The 26,018-nt window shown below is 60.0% G+C and carries 24 protein-coding genes and 1 pseudogene; 15 read left to right on the top strand and 10 right to left on the bottom strand.

Annotated features, from left to right (window positions below; genetic code table 11):
* Nucleotides 1-31 precede the first annotated feature (31 nt).
* The 4 genes from M1D34_RS22550 to M1D34_RS22565 form a co-directional block, all read right to left on the bottom strand.
* On the bottom strand, nt 32-832 hold the full coding sequence (locus M1D34_RS22550) for a 3-methyl-2-oxobutanoate hydroxymethyltransferase (protein ID WP_498782183.1): 801 nt from the start codon (nt 830-832) through the stop codon (nt 32-34).
* A gap of 85 nt (nt 833-917) precedes the next feature.
* A complete protein-coding gene (locus tag M1D34_RS22555; protein WP_498782185.1) occupies nt 918-2,144 on the bottom strand; it encodes an NAD(P)/FAD-dependent oxidoreductase in 1,227 nt (408 codons plus the stop codon).
* A gap of 256 nt (nt 2,145-2,400) precedes the next feature.
* Nucleotides 2,401-2,718 carry a MocE family 2Fe-2S type ferredoxin gene (locus M1D34_RS22560; protein WP_498782187.1) on the bottom strand — a complete coding sequence of 106 codons (318 nt, stop codon included), beginning with the start codon at nt 2,716-2,718 and terminating at the stop codon, nt 2,401-2,403.
* 43 nt (nt 2,719-2,761) lie between these two features.
* The gene (locus M1D34_RS22565; RefSeq protein WP_498782189.1) at nt 2,762-3,853 is read right to left on the bottom strand and encodes a fatty acid desaturase family protein; all 1,092 of its coding nucleotides are present in this window, start codon (nt 3,851-3,853) and stop codon (nt 2,762-2,764) included.
* 210 nt (nt 3,854-4,063) lie between these two features.
* Here M1D34_RS22565 and M1D34_RS22570 point away from each other — a divergent pair, with 210 nt between their 5' ends.
* Both M1D34_RS22570 and M1D34_RS22575 read left to right on the top strand, forming a co-directional pair.
* Nucleotides 4,064-5,095, top strand: a complete 1,032-nt coding sequence (locus M1D34_RS22570; RefSeq protein ID WP_498782191.1) for a LacI family DNA-binding transcriptional regulator — start codon at nt 4,064-4,066, stop codon at nt 5,093-5,095.
* 84 nt (nt 5,096-5,179) lie between these two features.
* A complete protein-coding gene (locus tag M1D34_RS22575) occupies nt 5,180-8,176 on the top strand; it encodes an AsmA family protein (protein ID WP_498782193.1) in 2,997 nt (998 codons plus the stop codon).
* A 700-nt stretch (nt 8,177-8,876) separates the two neighbouring features.
* On the opposite strand, the gene M1D34_RS22580 is transcribed toward M1D34_RS22575, so the two are convergent.
* Nucleotides 8,877-9,305, bottom strand: a complete 429-nt coding sequence (locus M1D34_RS22580) for a transposase (protein ID WP_498782195.1) — start codon at nt 9,303-9,305, stop codon at nt 8,877-8,879.
* Nucleotides 9,306-9,458: 153 nt separating this feature from the next.
* Between M1D34_RS22580 and M1D34_RS22585 the strand changes: the two genes are divergently transcribed.
* The 4 genes from M1D34_RS22585 to M1D34_RS22600 all read left to right on the top strand — a co-directional run bounded on the left by M1D34_RS22585 (nt 9,459) and on the right by M1D34_RS22600 (nt 12,108).
* Nucleotides 9,459-9,821 (top strand): transposase, encoded by a 363-nt coding sequence (locus M1D34_RS22585; RefSeq protein ID WP_498779747.1) that lies wholly within the window; start codon nt 9,459-9,461, stop codon nt 9,819-9,821.
* The gene (gene tnpB / locus M1D34_RS22590) at nt 9,818-10,165 is read left to right on the top strand and encodes an IS66 family insertion sequence element accessory protein TnpB (protein ID WP_018240454.1); all 348 of its coding nucleotides are present in this window, start codon (nt 9,818-9,820) and stop codon (nt 10,163-10,165) included. The genes M1D34_RS22585 and tnpB overlap by 4 nt, the downstream gene beginning before the upstream one ends.
* Before the next feature lie 72 nt (nt 10,166-10,237).
* Entirely contained in the window at nt 10,238-11,803 is a 1,566-nt protein-coding gene (tnpC, locus tag M1D34_RS22595; protein ID WP_498780409.1) for an IS66 family transposase, read from the top strand.
* Entirely contained in the window at nt 11,803-12,108 is a 306-nt protein-coding gene (locus M1D34_RS22600; RefSeq protein ID WP_498779751.1) for a hypothetical protein, read from the top strand. Before tnpC ends, M1D34_RS22600 begins: the two co-directional genes overlap by 1 nt.
* A gap of 121 nt (nt 12,109-12,229) precedes the next feature.
* Here M1D34_RS22600 and M1D34_RS22605 read toward each other — a convergent pair whose 3' ends face one another.
* Nucleotides 12,230-12,508 (bottom strand): transposase, encoded by a 279-nt coding sequence (locus tag M1D34_RS22605; RefSeq protein WP_498782197.1) that lies wholly within the window; start codon nt 12,506-12,508, stop codon nt 12,230-12,232.
* A 395-nt stretch (nt 12,509-12,903) separates the two neighbouring features.
* Here M1D34_RS22605 and M1D34_RS22610 point away from each other — a divergent pair, with 395 nt between their 5' ends.
* The 3 genes from M1D34_RS22610 (at nt 12,904) to M1D34_RS22620 (ending at nt 15,041) form a co-directional block, all read left to right on the top strand.
* The gene (locus M1D34_RS22610; RefSeq protein WP_026169127.1) at nt 12,904-13,185 is read left to right on the top strand and encodes a type II toxin-antitoxin system RelB/DinJ family antitoxin; all 282 of its coding nucleotides are present in this window, start codon (nt 12,904-12,906) and stop codon (nt 13,183-13,185) included.
* The gene (locus tag M1D34_RS22615; RefSeq protein ID WP_498784341.1) at nt 13,142-13,510 is read left to right on the top strand and encodes a type II toxin-antitoxin system YafQ family toxin; all 369 of its coding nucleotides are present in this window, start codon (nt 13,142-13,144) and stop codon (nt 13,508-13,510) included. The genes M1D34_RS22610 and M1D34_RS22615 overlap by 44 nt, the downstream gene beginning before the upstream one ends.
* 688 nt (nt 13,511-14,198) lie before the next feature.
* Nucleotides 14,199-15,041, top strand: coding sequence for a Hint domain-containing protein (locus M1D34_RS22620; RefSeq protein WP_498782199.1), 843 nt, complete (start codon nt 14,199-14,201; stop codon nt 15,039-15,041).
* 327 nt (nt 15,042-15,368) lie between these two features.
* Here the strand turns inward: M1D34_RS22620 and M1D34_RS22625 are convergent, their stop codons facing one another.
* The 4 genes and pseudogenes from M1D34_RS22625 to M1D34_RS22640 form a co-directional block, all read right to left on the bottom strand.
* Entirely contained in the window at nt 15,369-16,163 is a 795-nt protein-coding gene (locus tag M1D34_RS22625; RefSeq protein ID WP_498782201.1) for a LuxR C-terminal-related transcriptional regulator, read from the bottom strand.
* 622 nt (nt 16,164-16,785) lie between these two features.
* Nucleotides 16,786-17,553 carry a LuxR C-terminal-related transcriptional regulator gene (locus M1D34_RS22630; protein WP_498782203.1) on the bottom strand — a complete coding sequence of 256 codons (768 nt, stop codon included), beginning with the start codon at nt 17,551-17,553 and terminating at the stop codon, nt 16,786-16,788.
* A 355-nt stretch (nt 17,554-17,908) separates the two neighbouring features.
* Nucleotides 17,909-18,066: pseudogene (locus M1D34_RS22635) on the bottom strand (MFS transporter); the annotation flags it as partial.
* Nucleotides 18,067-18,353: 287 nt separating this feature from the next.
* On the bottom strand, nt 18,354-19,097 hold the full coding sequence (locus tag M1D34_RS22640) for a response regulator transcription factor (protein ID WP_498784343.1): 744 nt from the start codon (nt 19,095-19,097) through the stop codon (nt 18,354-18,356).
* Between the two features lie 496 nt (nt 19,098-19,593).
* Here M1D34_RS22640 and M1D34_RS22645 point away from each other — a divergent pair, with 496 nt between their 5' ends.
* The 6 genes from M1D34_RS22645 (at nt 19,594) to M1D34_RS22670 (ending at nt 25,912) form a co-directional block, all read left to right on the top strand.
* On the top strand, nt 19,594-20,904 hold the full coding sequence (locus M1D34_RS22645) for a polysaccharide biosynthesis/export family protein (RefSeq protein WP_498782205.1): 1,311 nt from the start codon (nt 19,594-19,596) through the stop codon (nt 20,902-20,904).
* Nucleotides 20,905-20,991: 87 nt separating this feature from the next.
* Complete coding sequence (gene rfbA / locus M1D34_RS22650; RefSeq protein ID WP_498782207.1) at nt 20,992-21,870, top strand: glucose-1-phosphate thymidylyltransferase RfbA; 879 nt, start codon at nt 20,992-20,994, stop codon at nt 21,868-21,870.
* A complete protein-coding gene (gene rfbC, locus M1D34_RS22655) occupies nt 21,867-22,451 on the top strand; it encodes a dTDP-4-dehydrorhamnose 3,5-epimerase (RefSeq protein WP_498782209.1) in 585 nt (194 codons plus the stop codon). Before rfbA ends, rfbC begins: the two co-directional genes overlap by 4 nt.
* On the top strand, nt 22,448-23,515 hold the full coding sequence (gene rfbB, locus M1D34_RS22660; protein ID WP_498782211.1) for a dTDP-glucose 4,6-dehydratase: 1,068 nt from the start codon (nt 22,448-22,450) through the stop codon (nt 23,513-23,515). The genes rfbC and rfbB overlap by 4 nt, the downstream gene beginning before the upstream one ends.
* On the top strand, nt 23,512-24,441 hold the full coding sequence (gene rfbD / locus M1D34_RS22665; RefSeq protein WP_498782213.1) for a dTDP-4-dehydrorhamnose reductase: 930 nt from the start codon (nt 23,512-23,514) through the stop codon (nt 24,439-24,441). Before rfbB ends, rfbD begins: the two co-directional genes overlap by 4 nt.
* Nucleotides 24,413-25,912, top strand: a complete 1,500-nt coding sequence (locus M1D34_RS22670) for an O-antigen translocase (protein ID WP_498784345.1) — start codon at nt 24,413-24,415, stop codon at nt 25,910-25,912. The genes rfbD and M1D34_RS22670 overlap by 29 nt, the downstream gene beginning before the upstream one ends.
* Nucleotides 25,913-26,018 lie beyond the last annotated feature (106 nt).

Raw genomic sequence — 26,018 nt, forward strand, 5'->3', positions numbered from 1 at the left:
GCGGCCCCACTGGGAGGTGAGCTCGTCTTGCTCAGCGCCCGCCTTCGAGTTCGCTCAGGAAAGCGCCAAGCTCCTTCTCCTCAATACCGACAAGATGGCCTTTTTCCGGATAGGCGCCGGAACGCACGTCGAAAGCGAATTCGGAGAAGGCGGCGATGCGCTCCTGCTGCAGGCGGTCATATTCGGCGGCGAAGTTGCGATAGGTCTTGGCGTGGCGCGGATAATGGCCGCGATTGGCGCCGAGCACGTCCTCGGCAAAGAGATATTGCGCGTCGCAGCCCGTCCCCGCTCCCATCGAAAGCATCAGCATCGAGCTGCGCGCGCTGATCGCGGCGGCGACTTCGCCCGGCACCACCTCGATCTCGGCGGCAAAGGCGCCCGCCTCTTCCAGCGCTTTCGTCTGGCGCCAGATCTCGAGCGCGCTTGCGGCCGTCTTGCCGACGGCGCGAAAGCCGCCGGTCCAGGTGGCCTTGGAAGGGATCAGCCCGACATGGCCGCAGACGGGAATGCCCTCCTCCCGCATGCGCCGCACGGTCGAAAGGCTGGCGGCGCAGTAGACGGCGTCGCCGCCCGCCTTCAGCGCCTGAAAGGCGGCGCGGATATAATCGTCCGCGGTGACATGGTCGCCATATTCGAGGCCGGGAAAGGTGAAGACGGAAGGGGCAGCCTCCCGAAATTCGGGGCCGAGCAGCGCCGGCGGGACGGATACCAGATCGATCCGGGCCTTCTCCGCAGCCTCCGCCTCTTCCAGCGTCATCACCCGGAGCATGGTGAGCTGGCGCTTTCCTTTCATGGACAGGAGATCGGCAACGGTCGGGCGGCGGTGTCTCATCTGATATCTCCGGTAGAGCACGTCCAGGAAGGTGAGCAGCGGTTTTCCGTCCGGAAGTGCGCCGCTTCAAAGAGAAAAGGGGCACTCAGGCCGCCAGGAGCTTCTTGAGCCTGGTTTCGGGCGAGGCAAGCGCCAGCGGATCCGGCTTTGCTCCGGCGGCGATCAGCATTTCGGCAAGGCGGATATCGCGGGCAACGGTATTGCCGGGGCCGATGCCGCTTGCGGCGATCAGCCGTCCCTCGCCATTCAGATGAAAGAGGATGAAGGCCCCCTCCTCCATGTCGCGCCGGACGGTCATTTCTGCACCGTCCGCAAGCCCCGCAATCTGCAGGGTGAACTCGTACTGATCCGACCAGAACCACGGCACGCTGGCCAGGGTTTCTCCTGCGCCCATCAGGTTGGCGGCGGCAAGCGCCCCCTGGTCCTGGGCATTGCGCCAGGCCTCGAGCCGCACCCGCCGGCCGCCATAATGCGGCAGAGGGAAGGAGCAGCAGTCGCCGGCGGCGTAGATGTCCGGGTCCGACGTGCAGAGCCTCTCGTCGACGGCAATGCCGTTTTCGATCGCAAGCCCGGCCGCCTCCGCAAGCTCGGTGTTGGGCACCGCGCCGATGCCCACGACGATCAGGTCGGCGTCAATGTCGACGCCGTCGGAGAGCAGGACGCGTGCGCCGTCGTCGCCTTCCTTGATGGCGACAATTTGCGCGCCGCAGATGATCTGCACGCCTTCCCGCCTGTGCCGTTCGGCGACAACGGCTGCAATCTCCTCCGGCACGCCGCGGGTGAGAACGCGCGGCAGGCCTTCGACAAGCACGACTTCGGCGCCGAGCCCGCGCGCGGTCGCGGCAAGCTCCAGGCCGATGAAGCCGCCGCCGATGACGGCGAGCCTTGCACCGGGTGTAAGGGCGGCGCGGATCGCCAGCGCATCGGCATGCGTCCTCAGCATGCGGATACGCCCGGCATTTTCGGGCACACCCGGAAATGCGCGCGGCCGGGCGCCGGTCGCAAGAAGCAGGCGGTCATAGCCGAGGGATCGTCCATCCGAGAAGGTGACGGTTTTCTGCGCGCGGTCGACGCTGCGAGCCCTCGCGCCGATCAGGACCGCAATCCGCGCTTCCTCGTAGCGCGCGGCACCCGCGATGAATTTCGGCAGGGAGGCCTCCGCGAGGCCGTCCTTGGAAAGCGGCGGCCGCTCGTAGGGAAGATGCGGTTCGGCGCCGATCAGCGTGATCTCGCCGTCAAAGCCCTTTTCCCTGAGGGCGAAGGCCGCCCGTGCGCCGCATTCGCCGGCACCGACGATAACGATATGGGTCATGCTCTCCTCCCTTTTTGCGACCGGGACTTTGGCTCGCCAGGTCATCCTTGGGCTTTACCCGCTGCAATGCTTCAGCTTGACCCACGTCGTCATCCTCAGGCTTGCCCCCGGGAAACCGATCCGGGGTCACGCGCAGTCCCTCTGCACGCCCCACCCCATCCACGTCGTCGGGCTAGAATGCCTTACGTGTGTAGCCTCGGAACAGGCCCTAGAATGACCGGAGGAAGAGTTGACTGCCGACGGGCCCAATCCACCCCTAAGAAACGCCGATGAACACGCTCCCTGCCTCCACCTTCACCGGATAGGTCCTGAGGTTGACGCAGACGGGCGCGCCCCTGGCCTGGCCGGTCTTGTAGTTGAAGCGGCCGTTATGCTTCGGACATTCGATGATATCGCCCATCACCAGGCCGTCGGCGAGGTGGATCTGCTCGTGCGTGCAGAGACCGTCCGTCGCGAAATATTCGTCGTCCGGGCTGCGATAGACGGCAAAGGTGCGTCCCTCGTGATCGAAACGGACGACGTCTTCCTCGTCGATCTCTTCGGCCGCACAGACCTCCACCCAGTTCGAGCTCATTTCTTCCTCCATTCGATGATTTGCTGCGATCGCCCGCGCCGCCTCACTCCGCGGCAGGAACGAGCCGGTCGTTGTGGAATTCTTCGCGATAGGGCTTTGCCGTCGGCGGCAGTTCGCGCTTCAGGAAGTAATCCTCGTTGCGCAGCTGCCGCAGGAATGCCGGGATCATTTCACGGTAGCCATGCAGGATTGAAGGATTGGCCGCCGGCAGGTCGTGCCTGATCATGGCGTGCAGCTTCGGCAGCGCGTGATAGGGCACCATCGGGAACATGTGGTGCTCCACATGGTAGTTCATGTTCCAGTAGACGAAGCGGCTGACCGGATTCATGTAGACCGTGCGGCTGTTCAGCCGATGGTCGGTCACGTTGTCGGCAAGGCCGCCATGCTGCAGAAGCCCGGTCAGCACGTGATGCCAAGCGCCGTAAAGCCGCGGCAGGCCGATGAGCATCAAGGGCAGGATCGAGCCGAGATAGAGCGAAAACCCGATCGTCGCCAGATAGATGGCAAGCCAGATCCGGGCGACGCGGATCGCCTTCGGCTGCTCCATTTCCGGAATGAAGGTCTTCTCCGCGGCGCTGATCACGCCGAAGGCGTTTCTGACCATGTCGATCATGGCATGCCAGACGTCAATGATGCCGAAGAAGTTGAGAACCAGGCGGATGAGATCGGGCGGCCGCATGACGGCGATTTCCGGGTCGCGGCCGACGATGACGGTGTCGGTATGATGGCGGGTATGGCTCCAGCGCCAGGTGACCGGATTGCGCATGATCATGAAGCAGGCGATCTGGTAGACGGCGTCGTTCATCCACATCGTCTTGAAGGCGGTGCCATGGCCGCATTCATGCCAGCGGCTATCGGAAGCGGAGCCGTAGAGGACGCCATAGGCGAGGAAAAAGGGAACCGCCGACCAGCTCCCCCAGAAATAAATGCCGAGGCCGCCGAGAAGAACCATGCTGCCGAGCCAGATCGCGGTGTCGCGAATGGCGGGACCGTCTTCCCGCTTCATCAGCTCCTTCATCTGCTTGCGCGGAATGTCGGTGTGATACCATTCGGCTGCGGCAAGGCCGCTTGCAACCGCCGCCTCGGCATCGCGGCCGAGCAGGCTGTAATCGCGCTTGTTCGCAACTGTGGTCATCCCTGCCTCCCCTGCAGCGCCGCGCCGCTCACGGGGAGCGCAAATGCGGCTGCAGACTTTTGAACCGGCGCCACTCCCGATCGGCGCCTCCAATCGATGAACGGAGGATAGGTTGACTTCTCACGCTTCTCAATGCAGTCATGATATATTCTCTCAAATCCTATCAGCCTGGCAGCCTCAAGGATGAGGGAATAGTTTCAGGGAGGAGACATGACGAAGAGGCCGACAATCGCGGATCTCGCCCGCGCCTCCGGTGTGAGCGTCGCAACGGTCGACCGGGTGCTGAACGGCCGCCATCCGGTGCGCGAGGAAACGGCGCGCCGCGTCTATGATGCGGCGAAAGCGATCGGCTATCACGCCGTCGGCCTGCTGAGGCAAAGGGTCTTCGAGGACCTGCCGCAATATCGGCTCGGCTTTGTCCTGCAAAAGCCGGAGCAGTCGTTCTACAAGGCCGTGGCAAAGGAGATCGAAAACGCGGCGCTTTCGGTGACGCATGTCCGCGCCGTCGCGCAGGTTGATTTCGTCGCAAGCTCCACGCCCGGCGCCATTGTCGAAAAGCTGAAGACGATGGCGGCTCGCAATCAGGCGATCGCGCTGGTGTCGCCCGACTATCCGGCCGTGACTGCGGCAATCGAGGAACTCAAGGAACGCGGCATCCCAGTCTTCGCGCTGCTGTCGGATTTTGCGGCCGGCGTGCGCGAAGGCTATATCGGTTTGAACAATCAGAAAGTCGGCAGGACGGCTGCCTGGATGATCGCCAAGGCGGCCAAGCGACCGGGAAAGGTTGCGGCCTTCGTCGGGAGCCACCGTTTCCATGGGCACGAACTGCGCGAGATCGGCTTTCGCTCCTATTTTCGCGAGAACGCACCCGATTTCGAGGTCCTCGACACGATGGTGAACCTCGACACGCCCGAGATCACTCACGAGGCGACGCTCGATCTCTTGCAGCGCCATCCGGATCTCTTAGGCTTTTACGTCTGCGGCGGCGGCATGGAGGGGGCCATCTCGGCGATCCGCGAGGAAAAGCTCGGGGGCAAGCTGCTCGCCGTCGTCAACGAGCTGACGCCGGAATCGCGCGCGGCCCTTGCCGACGAAACGGTCCTGATGGCGGTGTCGACGCCCGTCCCGGCTTTGGCCCGGGAAACGGTAGACCTTATGGTCGGCGCGATCGACCGGGGCGCTTCGAGCGTGCCCGGCCAGACTTTCCTGCCTTTCGACATCTATACGCCGGAAAATATCTGACGTCGGCGTTGCGAAGACGTTTGCGAAATCGCGCTTTCTGGAAAACGATAGCGAATCAATAGCTTTTACAACCAGGAGAAAGCGATGCGGCGCTTCATTCTTAGTCTTCTGGGCGTTGGCGCGCTCGCCGTCGCTGCAATTGCCATTCTGCCAAGCCTGATTTCCAGCGATTGGGTGCGGAGCGAACTGGGCCGGCAATTGTCGGCTGCGACCGGCAGTTCGATCGCGTTCAACGGTCCTGTAAAACTTTCGGCATTTCCCTATCTCGCGGTCGTCGCGGAAGACGCGACGCTCTCGGCCGAAGCGGCAGGGATAACCGCCGAGTTTGCAGAGGTCTCCGGTTCGGTGGCGCTTTCCTCCCTCTGGTCGGACCGGCTGCACATCAAGCAGATCGCGCTCGACCATCCCGTCATCGCCCTCGAAGAAAAGGCGCCGGTCTCATCGCCGCCGCCTCCCGGCGGCGGCGGCGAGACCGGTTCCGGCGACCCGCTTCCCGCCCTCGTCGCTTTCCTTGAACGAAGCGCAATCGAGTCGGTCTCCATCGCCTCCGGCACCTTCATACGGCGAAGCGCAGCCAACCCCGAGGAGGTCGTTTCCGATATCGAGCTCACGCTCACGGCACCCGACATCGATGACGACTTCTCTCTTTCCGCATCCGCCCGCATGGGGGGGCGGAAGTACGAGACCAGCTTCACCATCTCGACCCTGCGGTCGCTGCTCGAGCGCCAGCCCGCCGATGTCACCCTTGCCGTGGAAGCGGATCCGGCTCCCGCGCCGGGCCTGACCAACTTTGAGGCAAGCGGACAGGTCACCCTGAACGCCAATGGCAGCTATCAGATAAGAGGCGGCGAAGTTGAAGCCGGCGAACGGGCCTTCGGCCTGAACGCGCTCTTCGTCCCCGGGCAGCGCGCGCGCTTTCTTGTAGACCTCGAAGCCGACCGGCTCGACCTGACGCCGTTCATGGATGCCACGCCGGAAACGTCGCAGTCGGGAGCGCCGGCCGCGGACACAGCCAAGCCGGCGAATTTGCAGTTTCTGGCCGGCTTCGACGCCGACATGAGCATCAACGCGGCCGCTCTGGTCCTCGGCGAAATTTTAGCGACGGACGTGTCGTTTTCGGCCGCACTCAAGGACGGGGAACTGGCTGTCGAGCTCGGGCATATGGGGATCGAGGCCGGCAGCCTTGCCGCGAGCGTCGCGACCGACGTCAGGGCCGACGAACCGGTCTTCCGGGGCCATCTCGCAAGCAAAGGGCTAGACATCGCGAAGCTCTCAGCCCTCGCCGGCCAAACCGTCCCGCTTTCCGGAGCCCTGACGATCGACGCCGGCTTTGCCTTTCGCGGCCTTGATGCGGAAGCCATCAGAAAGACGGCCGATCTTACGGGAACGGTCGGGCTGCGGGATGCGGCCTATACCCTGCCTGGTACCGCCGATGAGACTATGCGCGAGGTGAAGGCGAAGAAGATCACGGCCCGGATCGAAAGCCTCGCGAAGCCGGTGCGCTTGGCCGGCCGCCTGGAGTGGCGCAACAAACCGGTCGATGTCGATCTGCAAATCCCAGCCGCCGATACAATCCTCGCCGGCAATCTCGCCGCTGAGGGTATCCCCCTCAAGCTTCAGGTGAAAATGCCCGACGTAAGCCTGTCGCTCGACGGTAAGGCTGCTCTGCCGGGGACCTATGCGGGAAAGCTCGGTTTTTCCACCTCCGACCTCTCTGCTTTCCTTGCCGGCCTCGGGCAGAGCGGTGCGGAGAGCATCGGTCCGCTGGCGTTCAACGGGCACGTCGATGTGGGCACGACGAGTGTTTCCTTTCAAAAGACGACCATATCCGTCAACGGCGTCGAAGGTGCGGGCAGCGGCTCTGTCGAATTTGCGACACCGATGAAGATCACGACTGCGCTGAACTTCGACGAATTGGACCTTGCGCGGCTGGCCGGAGCGCAATCCCCCGCGCCGCAGGCAAAGGCGGCGAAAGGGGCCGAACCCGCCGACGCTCCGCTCGACCTCTCTTCGCTCCGGTCGATCGATGCCACCATCCAGCTCAATGCCAAAAAGCTCGGCTACGGCAAGGTCTTTGCGGGACCGGTTGCCACCAGTCTCGTCGTCTCCGACGGCGTCGCAAGCCTGACGCTGCCCGAAAGCCCGTTCTATGGCGGCCATGTCGTCGCGAACCTCAAGGCCGACGGCTCCCAGCCCGAGCCCTCGATCGCCCTGCAGGCCTCCATCTCCGGAGCGTCGGCCGCACCGCTTCTGACGGACATGGCGGGCTTCAAATATCTCGAGGGTGCATTGAAAGCCCGGTTCGACGTAACCGGTGCGGGCGGCACGACCAGGACGCTTGCGAAGTCGCTGCAGGGCACCGCGGACGTGACCTTTTCCAATGGCGCCATTCGCGGCATCGACATCGCCGACGTCTACAACAATCTCGTGAGCCTGATGTCGTCGGGCTTCAAGCAGGACGGCGGCAAAGCGACGACATTCACCGAGCTTGCGGCATCCTTTGTCATCGAAGGCGGCGTTGCGCGCACAGAGGACATCAAGCTTGTCGGCCCGCTGGTCCGCATGAGCGGGAACGGTGCGGCCGATCTTGCGGAACGCACTCTGAATTTCCGGCTCGAGCCCCGCCTCGTCGCTTCTCTCCAGGGCCAGGGCGCCGAGATCTCCACCGACGGCATCGGCGTGCCTGTCGTGGTCGAAGGCAGCTTCGCCGCGCCCCGCATATATCCGGACCTTTCGGACCTGCTGAAGAACCCCGATGCCGCATTGGCAAAGCTCAAGGATTTCGGGCTGCCGATCGATAAGTTGCCGATTGGCGACCTCGTTAACGGAGGCGGTGCGGGTGGCTCCGTGAAGGATCTGCTTGGCGGCGCCCTGAATAAGGCTCTAGAACGAGAAGAACAGCAGCTCTCGATTGAAGAGATTATTGGCGGCGGTACAGCCCCCAAGCCCGACAAGGCGGCTGTGGAAATGCCCTCGAACGAGGAGCCCGCAACCGCCGAGCAACCGGGAGTCGGAACTGAAATGCCCGCTGATGAGGCGGACAGTCCGATGGAGAGCCTGTTCAAAAAGCTCCTACGCTAGCCGACCCTATCCTGCAATTGTCCGGCGGTAGCAAAAACCACCAGACCTGGTGGCATCCCGACTACCCTGGTTTCGGTGAGAACGGAGCCTCGATGGGTGGAGCGTACGAGTTGAAGCAGAAGCGGGCCGCCTTGACTGACAGGCTGGCGCAGATTGAAGGGAGCGGGCGGACATTCGGGAAACTCATGAATGCGCTGGACCGCGTCATCCTAAGCTATGAGCCTGACTACCAGGCGTCGACGTTGACGCGACCTGAACACGGTGGACGTTCTCGAAAGGTCAAGCCGTCTTCATCCGAGGTGAAAGCAGCGATGGGCGGCGTAAACAAGCGCCAGGCCGTCTTGGAGGGCCTGCGCGAGGCAGGGAGAACCGATTTCGGTGACCGACTGTGCAGCGAAGTTCGCGGACAAGTTCGGCATCCCAAGCGAGCCAGCGAATCTCTTGGACATCGCACACCGCCTGTCGGCGGTCCTCACCCAACTGACGACTGCAGGACGCGTGCGGCAATCGGGTAAGTTCGACGGCCCCAAGGTTCTGTGGGAGGTCGCCGCTTAGCCTCTCCCCAGATCAGGTCCGGCGGCTTGTTGCCCTGCCAGTATCCGCACAGATAGCGAGATGTCGGGCGAGACAGTGCCTTGCCCAGCACCTGGATGGTATTTCCTCGATTGCTCACCTCGCGGCAATCCTCGCGCCCCGCGAGCTAGGCCACGTACCAGTCGAAGTATTTCAACGAAAACCGATGGCGGATGCCGACGTAGGCTCGGTGGACCCTCAAGAAGAAGCTCTCGACCTCATTGGTGTTTGTACCATCCTCGGTCTGGTGGGCCTGCGAGTTGTCCGCAAAGACCGTTGCCTCCCGCGACACGTGATTCCGGACGGCCGCCCAGGTTGCATTGCTGTCTTCGTCCCGGATAATCCGGGTGAACGTCTGTCCTCCCAGCCCGCGCTGGCGAATCGCAAGGGCGCACAAACGCTTCATGTTTTGGTATTTCTTCAGGCGGCGGCCGATTCCATCCTCGGCCTTGTTTCCAGGACGGATGTGGCCGCCAGCGTACTTGCCGTCGATCTCCACCTCGCCATCGAGCAGCATCTCCTCCCTGCGCCAGGCGATGGCCTCGCGCAGCTTCATGAGGAGTACCCAGGCGGTCTTGTATTGGACGCCGATCTCGCGCGAGAGGTGAGCGTCCGGTGAGCGGATTTTGCTGAACGAGCCAGTTAGGCGATGTTCTGGCATTAGAACCAGCATTAGTGCTGACACTAATATCAGATCTGGGAGGTTGGCATGGCTCGCATGGAGATCATTTCCGGCGTTGAGCGTAGGCGGCGGTGGTCGAAGGAAGCGAAGCTGGCGATATTGGCTGAAGCCGATCAACCGGGCGTTCGCATTGGTGATGTCGCTCGTCACCATGACATTTATCCTGCGCAGATCCGTTTATGGCGGAAAACGCTTAGCCACTTCGATGTGTCAGCATCGTTCCTTCCGGTCCACCTGGTCAACGAAATAAGCCTCGGGCAGATGCCGGCAGCCGGCGGGGCGCCGGTGCTTATCAAGATCCAGCTACGAAATGGTCGCAGTTTGAAAGTTCCGGCGGACATTGAACGCAAGACGCTGTCATCGTTGATCGCGTGTGTTGAGGCTGCATGATCGGGCCGACAGGAAATGTGCGGGTCTACTTGGCTTGCGGGGTGACCGATATGCGGCGCGGTATCGATGGTCTGTCTGCAATGGTCGAGGCGGTGATCAAGGAAGCGCCGGGGTCCGGAGCGATCTTCGGGTTCCGTGGAAAGCGCGCCGACCGGATCAAGCTTCTATGGTGGGACGGCCAAGGGTTCTGCCTATTCTACAAGATTCTCGAGCGCGGATACTTTCCTTGGCCGACGGCGAAAGATGGTGTTGCGCATCTGACGCAGGCTCAGTTGTCGATGCTTGTTGAAGGGATTGACTGGCGCCGACCAGCGTGGACTTCCGCCCCTGGCCGCACGGGATAAAAGCTATATTTTACAGGGACATCCTGGGCAAAACGCTAGTGCTTTCGCTGCAAATCGGCTATGTTTTTGGGCATGAAAGCACCGCCGCTGGACAGTCATGACGAGCTATTGGCATTGCGCGCGCTCGTCGCTGAACAGGCGGCGAAACTCAGCGCGCAAGAAGCCGAAGTCATCAAACGCGACTCGATCATCGGTCTTCTGCGCGCGCAGCTGGAACTGCTCCGACATCGGCAGCACGGCGCTTCTTCGGAAAAGATCGATCGGAAGATTGAGCAATTCGAACTGATGCTCGAGGAGATCGAAGCCTCTCGCGCCGAAGCTGATGCTCGTTCCGGAAAAGGCCTGCTGCCAGATCTGGATGATACCCCCGACAAGCCGAAACGCAGACCTCTGCCGGATGGCCTTCCAACTGAAGAGCGGGTGTACATAGCGCCCTGCAGTTGCCCGACTTGTGGTGGCATGTCCTTCCTGAAGGCGGCCGACAAGGTGGTCCAGGTGTTGGAGCATGTGCCGGCTTCTGTGAAGATCGTCCGGCATATCGAGAAGCGCATGGTCTGTAAGGACTGCGATACGACGGTGTCTGGCGAAATGCCGACCTTGCCGATCGGGCGAGGCAAGCCCGGTCCGGGGTTGCTCGCGCATATCATGGTCGCCAAGTTCGACGATCACATCCCGCTCTACCGTCTCTCCGAGATGTACGACCGCCTGGGAATAGACATCTCCCGGTCTGTCATGGCGGACTGGGTTGGCCGTGTGTCCGTTCTGCTTTCGCCCCTCATCTTGCTGATCAGAGCCCATATCGCCGCGGTCGACCGAATACACACGGACGATACCCCGGTCGATGTTCTCGACCCTGGACGAGGAAAGACGAAAACCGGCAGGGTCTGGGTCTATGTCTTCGATGGCAGCGGCTACCAGGATCCCACGCCCGGAGCGATCGCCTATTACTATAGCCCCGACCGAAAGGGCGTGCATCCGGCTGAACACCTCGCTCACTTCAGCGGCGTAATGCATGCGGATGGGTATGCTGGCTATAGCAAGCTTTACGGCAACCAGATCATCGAAGCTGCCTGCATGGCGCATGTGCGCCGCAAGTTCCATGATGTGATCAAGCTCAAGCCATCTCCGATCGCCGACGAGGCTCTGTCGCGCATCGGTGCACTCTACGATATCGAGGATCGTATCCGCGGCATGTCGGCTGACGAGAGGCGAACACTGCGCCAGCAACACGCCAGACCCATCCTGGCGGACCTTAAGGCCTGGATTGAAACGACGCTTTCGACGCTGCCGCAGAAACAGAAGCTTGCAGAAGCGATGCGATACGCTCTCTCGCGATGGGCAGCTTTGAGCGTCTACATTGACGATGGCCGTGTCGAAATCGATAACAACATAGCTGAGCGCGCCATGAGGCCACTCGGAATTGGAAGAAAAAATTGGCTCTTTGCCGGGTCAGACAAGGGCGGCGAGCGCATGGCCAATATCCTGACTATCATCGAGACAGCTAAACTCCATGGCCACAATCCAGAGGCCTATCTGGCAGACGTCCTGACCAGGATCCAGAGCCATCCGAAGGATCGACTTGAGGAACTGCTCCCGTGGCAGTGGACTCCGGCAAAAGACCGGTGCGAGGCTGCGTGATGGCACGCTCAAGGATCATCTATACCCTCAAAGAGGTCGCTGAGATGATCGGCGAGAACCTCGAGTTGATCGAAGAGGTGACCGCCAACTCGGATAATATCAGCGAGGGCGAATTGCTTTATGTCCGCGACGGCACCGAATACGGCACAAAGGGTCTGACCGAGAACGGCGTGGACGAACTCCAAAATCTCCTCGCCGACATACGGACATGGGATGGTGGAATCCGCCAGTTTCTCGTCGATGAACAATGCGATCCGGATGTGGTCGAACGCGTTATGGCCGACGAGATGAAACGCGGCCTATAATATCGGCCTCTCGACCAAGCGAAAATGCCTTCGCCGGACGCTCACCGCGAGAGCTGGAGTGCGGCCTTGCCTTTCACCGAGTTCGCCGAGAACCAGATGGCGATGAGCATCTTCTTGAAGCTCAGCTTGCGGGCGTGGAAGACGTGCCCGAGGTGACGCTGAATACGGCCTTGCAGGTCTTCTCGGTGCACCTGAAGCGGTTTCGGCTCATCGTGTGGCACCGCAATGTTCCGCACTTGGGGCAGTAAGGCTCGCCCTCCGTCTCGGGCCAGCGCAGACGCTTAAACCAGTCGTAGGCAGTTGTATCCCGCATCTTGGCGAGATCGAGCACCGTCAGCGTTCGGCACTCTGGCGACAACAGGAAATGCTGGGCCTTGGGCGTATCTTCGGGGTTCGCCATGGCTCAACCCCTCCGCGATCCGAAGGGATACGACGCATATTTCCAAGCCCCAGCCCAAGGCGCTGACGACCAACACCGGGGCGTGCGGGCCATAGGCAATGGCGGCGGTAGCGATGGCGTTGAGCGTCATGTTCAGGCTCCAGAAGTCGACGGCAGACACAGCGGATCGGCGGCCGAAGGCCGCGGGGAGATCAGAGCTGTATGCGTATCATCCTGAACATGGTGCAGGCTCTTACCTGGACCTTCCGCAAGAGTCGATCGGAGGATGGGCATGTGGTTAACGGGCGAGTGTGTGTGCAACAATCATAGCGCCCCAGTTCGATCGACCCATCACGGAGCTTGAATGTGTTGCTCAATTGGGCTACATACATATCAAACTCGAAAAGGAGGCAAAAATGGCTGCAAACGCATATGTACGCGCCCGCATTGATCCTTCGGTGAAGGATAGCGCCGCCTTGGTACTCGATAGTCTCGGACTGACCACCTCGGATATCATCCGAATCGTTTTGACCAGGATCGCCCGAGATAAAGCTCTTCCCGTCGAATTGACTCGACCGAACGCCAAAACAATCGCTGCGATGGAGGAAGCAAGAGCCATCAAGGCGGGTCACGGCAAGCATTTTGATACTGCTGATGAGATGTTTGAGTCACTCGAGGGACGCAAGGTTGTCAAGTGATAAGAAACGAGCGAAGTCCGCTTCCAGCAAGCGGGCTTCGCTGCCGCGGCAATCAAGTCATACCAAACAGTTCCAAAAAGATTGGGAGCGCCTTTCTAGGTCTGGCCGATATGATATGGTCGCACTGAAGAATGTCGTCGGTTTGATCGTAGACAACGATGGCCCTCTGCCGGCGGAACTGAAAGACCACGAGCTGACGGGTGATTGGAAAGATCATCGAGAATGTCATATCGGCGGTGATTTTCTCCTCATCTACACGTTAGACGAAAGAAAGAACCTGGTTGTGTTCGTAGCCGCTGGGACACACGCCGAACTCTTTGAATGAAGCACTCGCTCGGATGGCTCCCACGCGCCCTACCTCGCTATACTCCAATCGTTCTGCGGGCGAGTCGGCTCCGTCTTCTCTCGGGCGAGAGCCATTGAGACAGGAGCCGTACCCTGCGCGTAAAGAGACCGGACACATGCCAGGACCGCTGCCGATTACATCCATGTATCAGGGCATCGCTCGCCCTGGATTGTGAGTTGCGCTCCGTAGCTCCGACCACCACTGGAAAAGCGCTCGAAAAACCACATGTGTTCGGGTACGCCATCTCCCGCTCAAAGAACCCGCGTATTGTACGGACGGCCCTTCTAAACGCATTTTGATTTCGCCTTCAGAGTGGAGCTACCATGGATGGCCGCAGCGGTCGCGTATCGTGCGCAAACGCCATCGCTCTTGACGGCGGACGTCGGAAAACTTCACCACTGGACATTGCTGGCATGTGGATAGAAGTACCGGTTCTCTGCATTGACAATGACTCGGCTCGAATGGACGAAACCCCGAGACAGCAGAAAAGGCCGCGAGACGACTTTTATCTGAAGTGGCCGGCGACCGTAAACCTTGGCTCCTCCAAAAGTACCATCCATCCTCCTTTTTGGCTCTGCGGTTGCCGAATTGGCGTATTCTCGCCAAGAGCGCCGGGAGCATAGAATAGCATCAGGGAAGGGACGCCCCGAATAAGGAGCATGGAGATATGCCCGACGGTCAGGGAAGGTCACCCACGAATACGGCGCGAAGACATTTCATCGGCTTGGCGGCCGCGGCGGGAGCCAGACTAGCCGCCTTAGCCGCATTCTCCGCTACCGTGACGTCATCAGCGGCCGCCAAGGAGGCCGGAAAGCGCGGTAGTGATCTGGGCCTTGGCCGTGGTCGCGACGGCGTTGGCAAAGGGGGCCCACTGTGCCTGCTACGCGGCACGGCAATCCTCACGTCCAAGGGCGAGACGGCGATCGAAGACCTCCGCATAGGCGATCTCGTCAAGACGGTCCGCGGCGAATTGCTGCCAGTCAAATGGATAGGTCGCCACGTCTACCGGCGTGCGTTACCCACGTGGAACGAGAGCGTGGTGCCGATCCGCATCCGCCGTTTCGCTCTCGACGAGCACACGCCACATAAAGACCTCTATCTCTCATCCGGTCACGCACTCTACATCGACGGCGTTTTTATCAGGCCGAGTGATCTCGTTAACGGAACGTCGATTGACCCGGCGCTGCCCGGCGACTCGGACGTGCTCGAATACCATCAGATCGTGCTCGCGACTCATGAAGCGGTTTTAGCAGAGGGTGCCCCGGTCGAGACTTTCCTCGTCGAGGGCTCCAATTATGAGGAGTTCACGAACGGCGCGGAGTACGCGCAGCTTTACCCTGTCGGTGAGCACACCTCGATGAAGCCCTTCGCCAAATCCGTTGGCTATGGCGGCAGGGAGCATCTGAATGCGCTTTTGCGACTTGCAACGCGTCAATTCGTCCGGCCACGTTCACCCCTGGAGGACGTCTATGTACGCGTGGCGGCACGCGCAGGCGATCTTTTGAGCTAAGACAGGAAGCTGGTCGCCTTAACCATCGCGGCTGAGCTTATGTCGAGCGCGAACTTCGGGAAGTAAACTATCGGCGACAGCACGCAGACCGAGTGTCCTTGGCCCCGGCGCCCGGCGGGTTCCCCTCGGGCGCCTTCGCGGCATTGGGGCCCCAACCCGACGCGCATCATGTTCCCGAACCGGTCGCCCTTGTCAGCGCTCGTCTCATTGGCGAGCTTGGAGGGTTACGGAATCGGGGGAGCCGGCTCATGTGCTTGAGCCGGCTCGAACGAGCGAAATTCACCCCCGATCCCGCTCACCCTCAGTTATTGAAGTGATTCAAGAAGATCACTGCTGCGGCAGACCTGATTTCTCCAGCTCTCCGGCCTCCGCGGGAAACATATCGCTGAGCTTGTAAGCCACCTCGGTCCTGTTCGTGGCCTTGAGCTTTTTCATGATGTTGCGGATATGGACCTTTACGGTGCTCTCACGCAGATTGAGCTCGTAGGCGATAATCTTGTTTGCCTTGCCGCGCCTTAGCGCCCGGATGACTTCTTCCTGCCGCTGTGTGAACATCCCCCCTAGCGGCCGAGACACCTCCCCAGCAGTCAGCGTGATCTGACGAGTGGAAAGGATACTGCTCGCAGGGACGAATGTCCCGCCAGCGCGCGCCAGGCTGACTGCTTGCACGCAGATATCGAAGCCGATCGATGATGGAATATAGCCCCTGACGCCGCACTCCAATGCTTTGAGGATTTGTGCCAGTTCGTCCAAATCAGACAGGACCACGACCGGCGTGGGGCCAAACTCCGTCACGAGATCGGTTATTTGGGAGGTATTGCTGGGATCGGTGACTTTTCTGCCACCGATGTTCAAGAGGATTGCCGCGACGGGCGGATGAAGATCCTTGTTCTTCCGCCATTCGTCGACCGACCCGAAGGCTAAAACCTCGATGCCGAGACCATGCAAAACGAGACATTCGGCCAGGCATTCTCTGTCGAGCGTCCGATTGTCCAACAGGAGCAGCGCCGAACCGGCTACCGTGTTGTCACGCGCTCCATTGGTCGCCTCATCGGGAGAGGATGCGCTCAAGGCATGAAGCCTAAGCGCCGTATTGTTGTAAGATAGAGCCATTGAATTCATGGTTAAAATCTCCCCGCCACGCCCGGTACCCCGCGGCGCAAATCAAAACGAGAGGGGCGGCTGAACGAAGGTTCACCTCACCGTTTCACAAATGCATTTTCTAGGCGACCGCAACGGGTCGTCTGCAACTATAAGAAATAAAAGAGGCCACTAAGTGGCCGCCAACCAATGTCCTTTTGAGGACATTTTAAGAATGAACGCTAGCATAGATCCGATCTAGATGAAACTATTTAAGCAGTACGATTACACTTGATATTGACATTTACACTTTTGACGATAAAGACTGTTTGAATTAACTAAAACATACTAGTCTTCCACTCCAGGTTTTATGTCTCTTTAGGCAAAACGAGCCAGCCCGTCTCCGTTGGGCCATCTCGTTCTGGATGTGACAGAACCCCGCGTCTCGCAGAGCCCGCATTTCCACCGGAGCGCAAGGATGGACGACGAGCCTTAGTCGCCGGCAGCTCCATTTGTCCGGCCGCCTCTCATGTTAACGTGACACTTGCCACCTTGCGATGGCGCCGAGACTAGCGGACTGGCTAGGGGCTCTAATCTTCTTTAGTGTCCGGCTTCCGCTAATTCCCCTTCGACCTCGGCTTATAAGTCGCTGAGCCGTCCGGCCTCAGGAGCCATGTGCGTCGCCTGAAAACAGCTCGTTGAGCTTGCAAGCGACCTCCGTCCGGTTTGTGGCCTTCAGTTTCTTCATGATGTTGCGAACATGAACCTTGACCGTGCTCTCGCGCAGATTGAGTTCATAGCCGATGATCTTGTTCGCCTTGCCTCTTCGTAACGCCTCAACCACCTCCGCTTGACGGACTGTGAACATTCCCGCCAGCGGCGAAGTCTCCCGCTTCTCTGCCTCGATCAGGTGGCGCGCCGACAGAAGACTGCTTGCCGGCACGAAGACGCCGCCTGCCATCGCCAAGGCGATCGCTTCGATGCACACATCCACACCGACAGATGCGGGAATATACCCCTGTGCCCCGCTTTCGAGGACCTGCAGGATCTGAGCGATATCATCGGTGTCCGAGAGGACGACAACGGGCGCGGGGCTAAACTGAGAGACGAGCTTGGAAATGTCTGCCGTCACATCCCCTACCTTGCGCGCGCCGATATTGAGGAGGACGGCTCCGACCGCGGGATAGCTGCCCTTCGTCTCCCGCCATTCGTCGATCGAGCCGAAAGCAGCGACATCCATCCTGAGACCGTGATCGACCAGTGTCCTCGACAGACATTCGCGGCCTAGCGCCCTGTCATCAAAGATGAGCAGACACCGTTTGTCCGGCTTTGCGAGCGGCTGCTCCGCTTCCTTGCCTGCCTGTAAGGGGTTGGTTACGCGGTGCTGCGCGAATGGCGGCTCGTTCTCTAATTTCGATGTAAAAGTAGCCATTGCCGAACTCCCTTTCGTCATGGCTATTCAGATAACTCCGTAAGAGTTGCGGGAAGATGGGGAAAAATCCCGCCGAAGTTGCATGAAAAAAAACTCTTCTTTTAAGGACGTTCCCATGCGTTTACGACTTAAAAACAAGCAATATACAACAGTTGCTAGACTGCGGCCGCCGACAGGCACCGGATGTTCGCTCATGTCATCCTTCGGATTACGTGATACGGGCAGCACTTTGCAATTAGCGAAATGAGAGAGTGCCACTACCTTTGAGGTAGCCGATTTGTCGGGCCATTCACCTTATGTAGGATGACGGGAACGAACGCCATGGTGTCGGAGGTGCCTCTACCTGTTTCGCTCGCGCCAGAAAGCAGATGAGCTTGAGAGCGGCATAGCCGATATCGAGCCGGGCGAACTCATCGGGAGTGGCATAGGTGTCGGCGGATGATGTCGCCGCGCCCACAGGACGGTACGGGAGATGGCCTCCGTCAGCGTTCTAAGCACCATTCCCGCCACCAGGAGTGCTCCTGCCGTCGATCTGTCGCGGCCCGACGCGGGGGCGGTGAAGCCCTGGTTATGAGCCGCTCCCCAGATCGATCTCAGCTCGCGGCGAAGGCCTGACAGAGGCGACCGGCCAAAGGACATGACAACAGCCGCGCCGACCCCTGCCGCCTGCAGGGCTGCTTTCCCCGCTCGCAACGACGAATGAGCGCGTCGTGTCGTAGGGCTCCATGTAAACGTGTAAACGCGTCCCATTGGTGGTGTAAATCACCAGGGCCTGCCGGCGTGACGTAGACCGCGCGTGATCAAAGGCCTTCTTGCAAGCTGCGAAATCTTGCGACTGCCTCCGTTCTGTTATGGGCGCCGAGCTTAGTTATAATGTTGTGCAGATGAATCTTTACGGTGTGCTCGGATAAACGGAATTCGGCGGCAATCAGTTTGTTCTGCAGACCGCGGGAAACCATTTCGAGAATCTGCAGCTCCCGAGCAGTCAGCTCCGAGACACCCGTCCCGTTGATCGGTGCGCCAGGCAGTTTGGCGTCGCCGCCGGGACCATGACCGTTCTTTCTTGCGTTAAGAATTAGCGCAGGCGGAAGATAGTCGCCGCCGCAAAGCATCAACCCGATCACGGACAACCATGTATCGAGCCTTAGATTCATCGGAAGGACACTGTGCACCAATGGCGAACGGGTGAGCTTGAGGAACGAGGCAGCTAGGTTCTCGTCATTAGGCTCGATCGCCGCCGCAAGCGCGTCGGGGTGCAAACGCAGGAGTTCGATGTATTTTTCATCGGCTTCGTCAATCATCCCAGGGTCGACAAGGATGAGCGATACAGGATGGGCAAAGACGTTGCATGCCGCGGCAACCTGCTCAACCTCTTCGACGAGCACCCAAGAGAATTCCCGCTCGAGAGCACTGATCAACCTCTCTGAAATTATGCCGGTTTTGCTTATAATGAGAATAATGCGCCGAGGCCTTCGCTCATTTCCTGCGGCTGCGGCTCTCCCGCCCCTCGCATTGTCATTGTCCCACCTGCTCATCAAGCACATCCCTTCCCCGGAGCTCCAAAACAACGGACCGGATTTATGGATCACGGCTGCCGATTCTAGCCTTCGCCGTGCGTGATGACGACGGCGCAAAAAGGATTGAGGTATACACAGAAGGGCAGGCATCGGCAGAGTATGTTCCCCCCACCTCATCCCATCGAACTAGATAAAAACGGCTATCATCCTCGACCGAATGAGATTGGCCCAACACTCGCTTGGCTTTCCGACCCCGGGTTTCGTTCGAATGTTGGTCACGTCGAACGATCGATATACCGCTTGATTTCGAATGAACCTGCCGTGCCCTTGTTTCATCAATATTGATGAAGCGATACCGTCTTCGATCCACTTTCCAATTCTTTCAAAACCCTCACACTTGAAGTGGCCATAAACCTATCGCGGGCCTACGCATTCTCGCGACCGCGAACGATCTTGTCGGTCAAGACGCACCCCTCTTCCTTCGGTATGCGGCGAAGGCATGACTATGCTGGTTGGAGAAATAATGAACGTATCCCACCGTGCTAACCGTAGCTCCCTTCGGAGTGTTTTCCTTGCGGCTGCGCTCGCCCTCGTCAGCGGTGCGTCGACGTCCGCCGTGGCCGCCCCAGAGATTGCGCCCCAAACCAAAATTCGCCTCAAAATTGTGCAGTGGATGCCCACGAGAGGCGAATATTCGCAATGGGCCCTTGGCGGGGAGTACGTCGTGTCTGAGGCCGGTGAGATTTCGCTGCCCGTCATTGGTACCTTTGCTGTGCGCAATCTCGACAGAGGACAACTTGCTGTCGAAATCGCACGACGCCTTCAGGCCAAGATCGGGCTCGTGGAAGCGCCGGAAGCAATTGTCGAGGTCCTCGAATACCCACCGGTATATGTCGTAGGAGAAGTTGCGGCGCCGGGAGAGTACAAGTTCCGCCCTGGGCTGACGGTTCTGCAGTCAGTGGCAATGAGCGGCGGCTATTTCCGCCAGGTCGACACGCAAACATCAGAAGCCGTAATATCTCGGACGGGTGAACTACGGACGATCCGTGACTCCCTTTTAAGGAGTGATGCCCGGATATCGCGCCTCAAGGCCGAGCTGTCGGGTGCCACAGAGATCAGCTTCTCCGACTCTTTGGCCAGTGATCTAGCACTTGGCGCCGTGGCACGCGAGCAAGAGACAGTTATCTTTGCAGCGCGACTGAAGGCGCTGGAGCGACAATCGAAGTCCCTCTCTGAACTGCGCGATCTTTACAACCAAGAGATCGACGTCCTCGGAGTTAAGATGAAGGACGCCGAGATAAGCATTAAATCTGCCGAAAAGGAACTAGGAGGAGTCAAAAGCCTGGTCGAAAAGGGTGTAGCCGTGACGTCGCGGCAATGGGAGCTGGAGCGGGCACTTGCAGCCTACCGCGCCGACCGCCTCGATCTGGTCACCGCCATTATGAGAGCGCGCCAGAACATCAGCGAGGCCACGCGCAATCTCGAGGGTCTCAATGACACGCACAAGTCGGAGGTGGCAGCCGCGCTTCAATCGGAGCAGGAAAAGGTCGATCAGCTGAAGCTGAAGCGAGAAACCACAGAAAGGCTGCTGCTCGAGATTCTCGAGGCCAAAACCAGTGGAGGTCCTACGGCCGAGGGCCCCTCCCTCACCTATTCCATCACGAGACGGGCGAACGGCAAGGCTACCGAATTTCAAGCGTCCGAGGCAACGGATTTGAGGCCTGGCGATGTTGTCAGGGTCGTGCGGCAGGTCCAGCAGCGCGCCGTCGAACCGTCGGCGCATCTCGAAAGCGCAGGTCCGCCCGTGCCGGAGGTAGAACGGGCCAGTCGATGAATAGCTTCGCCAGCGCATACCTGTGATCGCGCGCGATACAACGCCCGACAACAGGCCAACGAGGACAGCGACAGGGGGGAGGCGCGGATGAAGGGCATAATATTGGCGGGCGGAAGTGGCACGCGGCTTTACCCGTTAACCATCTCGGTCTCGAAGCAGATTCTGCCGATCTATGACAAGCCGATGATCTATTATCCCTTGAGCGTGTTGATGCTGACGGGTATCCGGGACATTCTCATTATATCCACGCCGCGGGACCTGCCTTGCTTCGAGGCCCTTCTTGGCGACGGCTCCGTCTTCGGGCTTAGCCTCTCCTATGCCGCACAGCCGCACCCCAATGGGCTTGCCGAGGCATTCATCATTGGCCGCGATTTCATCGGCAGTGGCAATGTCGCAATGATACTCGGCGACAACATCTTTTTCGGCAACGGTTTGCCGAATGTCTGCCGGCAGGCCGCTTCCCGAGAGACTGGCGCCTCCGTTTTTGCCTATCGCGTCGACGATCCGGAGCGCTACGGCGTCGTCACCTTCGACCAGCGGACGGGCAAAGCAGTGACGATCGAGGAAAAGCCGGCGCGGCCAAAATCCAACTGGGCGGTCACGGGCCTCTATTTTTACGACAAGGATGTGGTCGACATCGCTGCGTCGATCCGACCTTCCGCGCGAGGCGAACTCGAGATCACCACGGTCAACAACATCTATCTGGAGCGGGATCGGCTGCATGTCTGCCAGCTCGGACGAGGCTATGCGTGGCTCGATACAGGCACCTATGACAGTTTGCATGACGCCTCCTCCTTCGTGCGAACCGTCGAACGCCGTCAGGGTGTCCAGATAGCCTGCCCAGAAGAAATCGCGCTCGACATGGGCTGGCTTGGGCCCGAAGACGTGTTGCGACGGGCCGGCGTGCTCGGCAGGACGGCCTACGCCTCCTACCTCCGCCGGCTGGTAGAGGAATATGCCGGATGAGCCTCGTCGTCATCAGATCGCTTGGCCTAGACGGTGTCCTGGAGATCCTGCCGGGCAGGATCGAGGACGAACGTGGCTTCTTCTCTGAAACTTGGAACGAGCGCAAATTCGCCGAAGCGGGGATCGCGTTGCACTTCGTTCAGGACAATCATTCCTATTCGGCCGCGAAAGGCGTTCTGCGCGGACTTCACCACCAACTCTCACCCTATGCACAGGACAAGCTGGTCAGGGTGATAAGAGGCGCCATCTTCGACGTCGCGGTGGACATTCGCCGCGGCTCGCCAAGCTTTGCACAATGGGTCGCGGCCGAGGTTTCGGCTCGCAAGTGGAACCAGCTCCTGATTCCAAAGGGTTTTTCGCACGGCTTCCTGACGCTCGAACCGGATACGGAGGTGATCTACAAGGTCACCAATCCTTATTCACCAGCTCACGACAGATCGATCCGTTTTGACGATCCCGAGATCGGAATCGCCTGGCCGCTACCAGTCGCCGAATTCCAAGTTTCCGACAAGGACGCCGCGGCTCCGCCGTTGGGGCAAGCCGAACTGTTCAACTTCCCGGTGGAGGGGGCTCGGCTATGAACATCCTCGTCACCGGCGGCGCCGGCTTCATTGGCTCCGCCCTCTGCCGATACCTTGTGGCCGATCCAGGCAAACGTGTCATCAACCTCGATAAGCTTACCTATGCCGGCAATCCGGCGTCGCTTCGGCAGATCGAGGCCTTACCGAACTACCGCTTCGTCCGCGGCGACATTTGCGACGAGGCAGCTATGGCCGATGTCCTTGCTGGCGAGAGTATCGACCGCATTATGCATCTTGCCGCGGAAACACATGTGGACCGGTCGATTGACGGCCCTGGCACGTTCATCGAGACGAACATCGTCGGCACATTCAGGCTGCTCCAGGCGGCAATGAAATATTGGCGCAGCCTACCGGAAACGGCAGCCGAACGGTTCCGCTTCCACCATGTTTCAACTGACGAAGTGTTCGGCGATCTTTCCCTTGATGACAGCAGTTTCCGCGAGGAGACGCCCTATGCTCCATCCTCGCCCTATTCCGCCTCAAAGGCTGGATCTGATCACCTTGTTCGCGCCTGGCATCACACCTTTGGCCTGCCCGTCGTCATTACCAATTGTTCCAATAACTATGGTCCGTTTCACTTTCCGGAAAAGCTGGTGCCTTTGATCATTCTCAATGCCCTGGAGGAAAGGCCGCTCCCGGTCTACGGCAACGGCACCAATGTTCGCGACTGGCTTTATGTTGACGACCACGCACGCGCTCTGGAGCTGGTCGCGAGGAACGGCGGAATCGGCGAGAGCTACAATATCGGTGGAAGCTCCGAGCGCTCCAACCTCGCGGTGGTGGAGACGATCTGCGATATTCTCGATCACAAGCAGCCGCGGCGAAACCGCCGGAGCTATCGCGACCTCATCGCATTTGTCGACGATCGACCCGGGCACGACCGGCGCTATGCCATGGATACGACCAAGATCGAACGCGAACTTGGCTGGAAACCGTTGGAAAGCTTTGAGACGGGATTGTCGCAAACGATCGACTGGTATCTGGCGAACAGTTGGTGGTGGCAGCCGATCCGCGAAAGGAACTACCGTGGCGAGCGCCTCGGCAGGCTGGCGGCAATGCGATGAGAGTGCTTGCGACCGGCACCACCGGCCAGCTCGTCACCAGCCTGATCGAGGTTGCGGCGCGATCACGCGACATCGAGTTGATTACCATCGGCCGCCCCGAGTTCGACCTCACGAGACCGATCCCAATGCGGGAAGCCATTATTGCGGCAAGGCCGGATATCGTAATTTCGGCTGCGGCCTACACTGCCGTCGACCGTGCGGAGGACGAGCCCGCGTTGGCGCATGCCGTCAACGTCGCGGGGGCTGCCTGCGTCGCTGAGGCAGCGACAAGGCTCGGGGTATCAGTTATCCATCTATCGACCGACTACGTCTTTTCGGGCGACGATCGCACACCTCGCCGGGAGGACGACGAGACGAGGCCACACACTGTGTACGGCGCTACTAAAGTCGAAGGGGAAAAAGCCGTCGCAAGCATCACAGCGCGTCACATCATCTTGCGGACGAGCTGGGTCTACAGCCCCTTCGGCACCAACTTCGTCAAGACGATGCTAAGGCTCGCCGCAGGCCGGGAACGCCTTTCGGTCGTTTCGGACCAGTACGGCAATCCCACATCGGCACTCGACCTGGCAGCTGCGGTACTGCTGATCGCGACGCATCCGAGGCAGGATTGCTTCGGCACCTACCATCTCACCGGGACGGGCGAAAGCAACTGGTCTGGTTTCGCAAGACATGTGTTTGCCGCGAGCCGCCTCAACGGCGGCCCTTCCGCCATCGTAGAGGACATCGCCGCGGCCGATTTCCCCACGAAAGCCCGGCGTCCCAGGGACTCGCGCCTGTGCACCGATAAATTCCAGAAGATATTTGGCTGGCGCCTGGCCGCCTGGGAACCAAGCACCGAAACGGTCGTCGCACGCATCCTCGCGTCCGGCCGCGCAATAGCGGAGGCGACTGATGTCCTTGGAACTGCGCGCAAACTCCGAGGGTGAACGCAGTTACACCCAGATCCTCAAGTCGACAGCGCTCATCGGCGGCTCATCTGTGGTTACGCTACTGTTTTCCGTAATTCGCAACAAGGCGATGGCCATGCTCCTCGGTCCAGCGGGTGTAGGGTTGATTGGCCTCTACAGCTCCGTTGCCGACATCGCCTACGCGATTGCCGGACTAGGAATCCAGGCGAGCGGCGTACGCCAGATCGCCGAGGCGGTCGGCACTGGCGATACCGAGAGAGTCGCCCGTACAGCGACCGTTCTACGGCGGACGTCTGTCGTCTTGGGTCTTTTGGGGGCACTGCTCCTCGCTGTGCTCGCCCATCCGATCGCGACTTTCACGTTTGGCGATCCCCATTACGCCTCCGGCATCCTCCTGCTCTCTGCAGCGATCCTCTTCCGCCTAGTGGCCGACGGTCAGACCGCATTGATCCAAGGCATGCGGGACATTAGGACCCTCGCCCGCATCAATGTCTTTGCCGCCTTCTTCAGTACGGTCATTAGCATTCCGCTGATTTACTTCCTTGGCACGGCCGGAATAGCCGTTTCTCTCGTTGCGGTCGCTGCGGCGTCGCTCGTCACTTGCTGGTGGTACGGCAGGAAGATGCGGATAGCGACGCGGTCAACTTCGGCGCTTCGCGTTCGCTGGGAAGCCTCTGCCCTCCTGAAACTCGGCTTCGTGTTCATGATCAGCGGTTTTCTGACGCTTGGCGCCGCCTATGCGATCCGCATCATCGTCTTACGAGCGGAAGGCATCACTGCAGCTGGCCTTTACCAGGCGGCGTGGACGCTGGGCGGCCTTTATGCCAGTTTCATTCTGCAGGCAATGGGCACCGATTTCTATCCGCGGCTGACGGCGGTCGCCAACGACGACACCGAGTGCAACCGTCTCGTCAACGAACAGGCGCAGATCAGCATGCTCCTTGCAGGTCCCGGCTTGATTGCGACGCTGACCGCGGCACCTCTCGTTATAGGGCTGCTGTATTCTCCCGAATTCTACGGCGCAGTGGAGCTCCTCCGATGGATTTGCCTCGGCATGATCCTGCGGATCATCTCATGGCCGATGGGCTTCATCGTTCTTGCCAAGGGCGCAAAGGGCGCCTTCTTCTGGACTGAGGTTGCGGCAACAACGGTGCATGTCGGGCTCGCGTGGCTACTGGTCGGAGTGTTTGGGTCGGTCGGCGCCGGCGCCGCTTTCTTTGGCCTCTATGTCTGGCACAGTATTCTGATCTATGTGATCGTTCGGCGGCTTTCGGGCTTCCGCTGGTCGTATGAAAATCGCCGGCTTGGGCTGGTGTTCCTGCCTGCATCCGTGCTCGTCTTTGCCGCCGTCACGCTGCTACCGCTCTGGCCCGCAACGGTTATCGGTCTCCTGATGACGATGCTGACCGGGGCTCATTCGCTACGGGTGCTTACGGAACTCGTGCCGTTACCTGCGACAATACGGGCCTGGTTCTCGCGCGCACCGTGAGTCGCTCACCAATGGGAAGATTGTTGACAGTGAAGAAGGAACGGAGCTAAGCGGCGAGGTTTCGCTCCGGTGCGCAGGCGAGCAGCAGCCTCAGAAGCTACCTCGG

It is taken from the genome of Ensifer sp. D2-11 (assembly GCF_054161295.1).

What these genes read in the sequence shown, in the direction of transcription:
- M1D34_RS22560 (WP_498782187.1), bottom strand. Translation starts at nt 2,718, where the DNA reads ATGAGCTCGAACTGGGTGGAGGTCTGTGCGGCCGAAGAGATCGACGAG.
- M1D34_RS22645 (WP_498782205.1), top strand. Translation starts at nt 19,594, where the DNA reads ATGAACGTATCCCACCGTGCTAACCGTAGCTCCCTTCGGAGTGTTTTC.
- M1D34_RS22575 (WP_498782193.1), top strand. Translation starts at nt 5,180, where the DNA reads ATGCGGCGCTTCATTCTTAGTCTTCTGGGCGTTGGCGCGCTCGCCGTC.
- M1D34_RS22580 (WP_498782195.1), bottom strand. Translation starts at nt 9,305, where the DNA reads ATGAAGCTGCGCGAGGCCATCGCCTGGCGCAGGGAGGAGATGCTGCTC.
- M1D34_RS22585 (WP_498779747.1), top strand. Translation starts at nt 9,459, where the DNA reads ATGGCTCGCATGGAGATCATTTCCGGCGTTGAGCGTAGGCGGCGGTGG.
- rfbD (WP_498782213.1), top strand. Translation starts at nt 23,512, where the DNA reads ATGAGAGTGCTTGCGACCGGCACCACCGGCCAGCTCGTCACCAGCCTG.
- M1D34_RS22630 (WP_498782203.1), bottom strand. Translation starts at nt 17,553, where the DNA reads ATGGCTACTTTTACATCGAAATTAGAGAACGAGCCGCCATTCGCGCAG.
- M1D34_RS22640 (WP_498784343.1), bottom strand. Translation starts at nt 19,097, where the DNA reads ATGTGCTTGATGAGCAGGTGGGACAATGACAATGCGAGGGGCGGGAGA.
- M1D34_RS22610 (WP_026169127.1), top strand. Translation starts at nt 12,904, where the DNA reads ATGGCTGCAAACGCATATGTACGCGCCCGCATTGATCCTTCGGTGAAG.
- M1D34_RS22625 (WP_498782201.1), bottom strand. Translation starts at nt 16,163, where the DNA reads ATGAATTCAATGGCTCTATCTTACAACAATACGGCGCTTAGGCTTCAT.
- M1D34_RS22605 (WP_498782197.1), bottom strand. Translation starts at nt 12,508, where the DNA reads ATGGCGAACCCCGAAGATACGCCCAAGGCCCAGCATTTCCTGTTGTCG.
- rfbC (WP_498782209.1), top strand. Translation starts at nt 21,867, where the DNA reads ATGAGCCTCGTCGTCATCAGATCGCTTGGCCTAGACGGTGTCCTGGAG.
- tnpC (WP_498780409.1), top strand. Translation starts at nt 10,238, where the DNA reads ATGAAAGCACCGCCGCTGGACAGTCATGACGAGCTATTGGCATTGCGC.
- rfbA (WP_498782207.1), top strand. Translation starts at nt 20,992, where the DNA reads ATGAAGGGCATAATATTGGCGGGCGGAAGTGGCACGCGGCTTTACCCG.
- M1D34_RS22555 (WP_498782185.1), bottom strand. Translation starts at nt 2,144, where the DNA reads ATGACCCATATCGTTATCGTCGGTGCCGGCGAATGCGGCGCACGGGCG.
- M1D34_RS22620 (WP_498782199.1), top strand. Translation starts at nt 14,199, where the DNA reads ATGCCCGACGGTCAGGGAAGGTCACCCACGAATACGGCGCGAAGACAT.
- M1D34_RS22600 (WP_498779751.1), top strand. Translation starts at nt 11,803, where the DNA reads ATGGCACGCTCAAGGATCATCTATACCCTCAAAGAGGTCGCTGAGATG.
- rfbB (WP_498782211.1), top strand. Translation starts at nt 22,448, where the DNA reads ATGAACATCCTCGTCACCGGCGGCGCCGGCTTCATTGGCTCCGCCCTC.
- M1D34_RS22570 (WP_498782191.1), top strand. Translation starts at nt 4,064, where the DNA reads ATGACGAAGAGGCCGACAATCGCGGATCTCGCCCGCGCCTCCGGTGTG.
- M1D34_RS22615 (WP_498784341.1), top strand. Translation starts at nt 13,142, where the DNA reads ATGAGATGTTTGAGTCACTCGAGGGACGCAAGGTTGTCAAGTGATAAG.
- M1D34_RS22550 (WP_498782183.1), bottom strand. Translation starts at nt 832, where the DNA reads ATGAGACACCGCCGCCCGACCGTTGCCGATCTCCTGTCCATGAAAGGA.
- tnpB (WP_018240454.1), top strand. Translation starts at nt 9,818, where the DNA reads ATGATCGGGCCGACAGGAAATGTGCGGGTCTACTTGGCTTGCGGGGTG.
- M1D34_RS22565 (WP_498782189.1), bottom strand. Translation starts at nt 3,853, where the DNA reads ATGACCACAGTTGCGAACAAGCGCGATTACAGCCTGCTCGGCCGCGAT.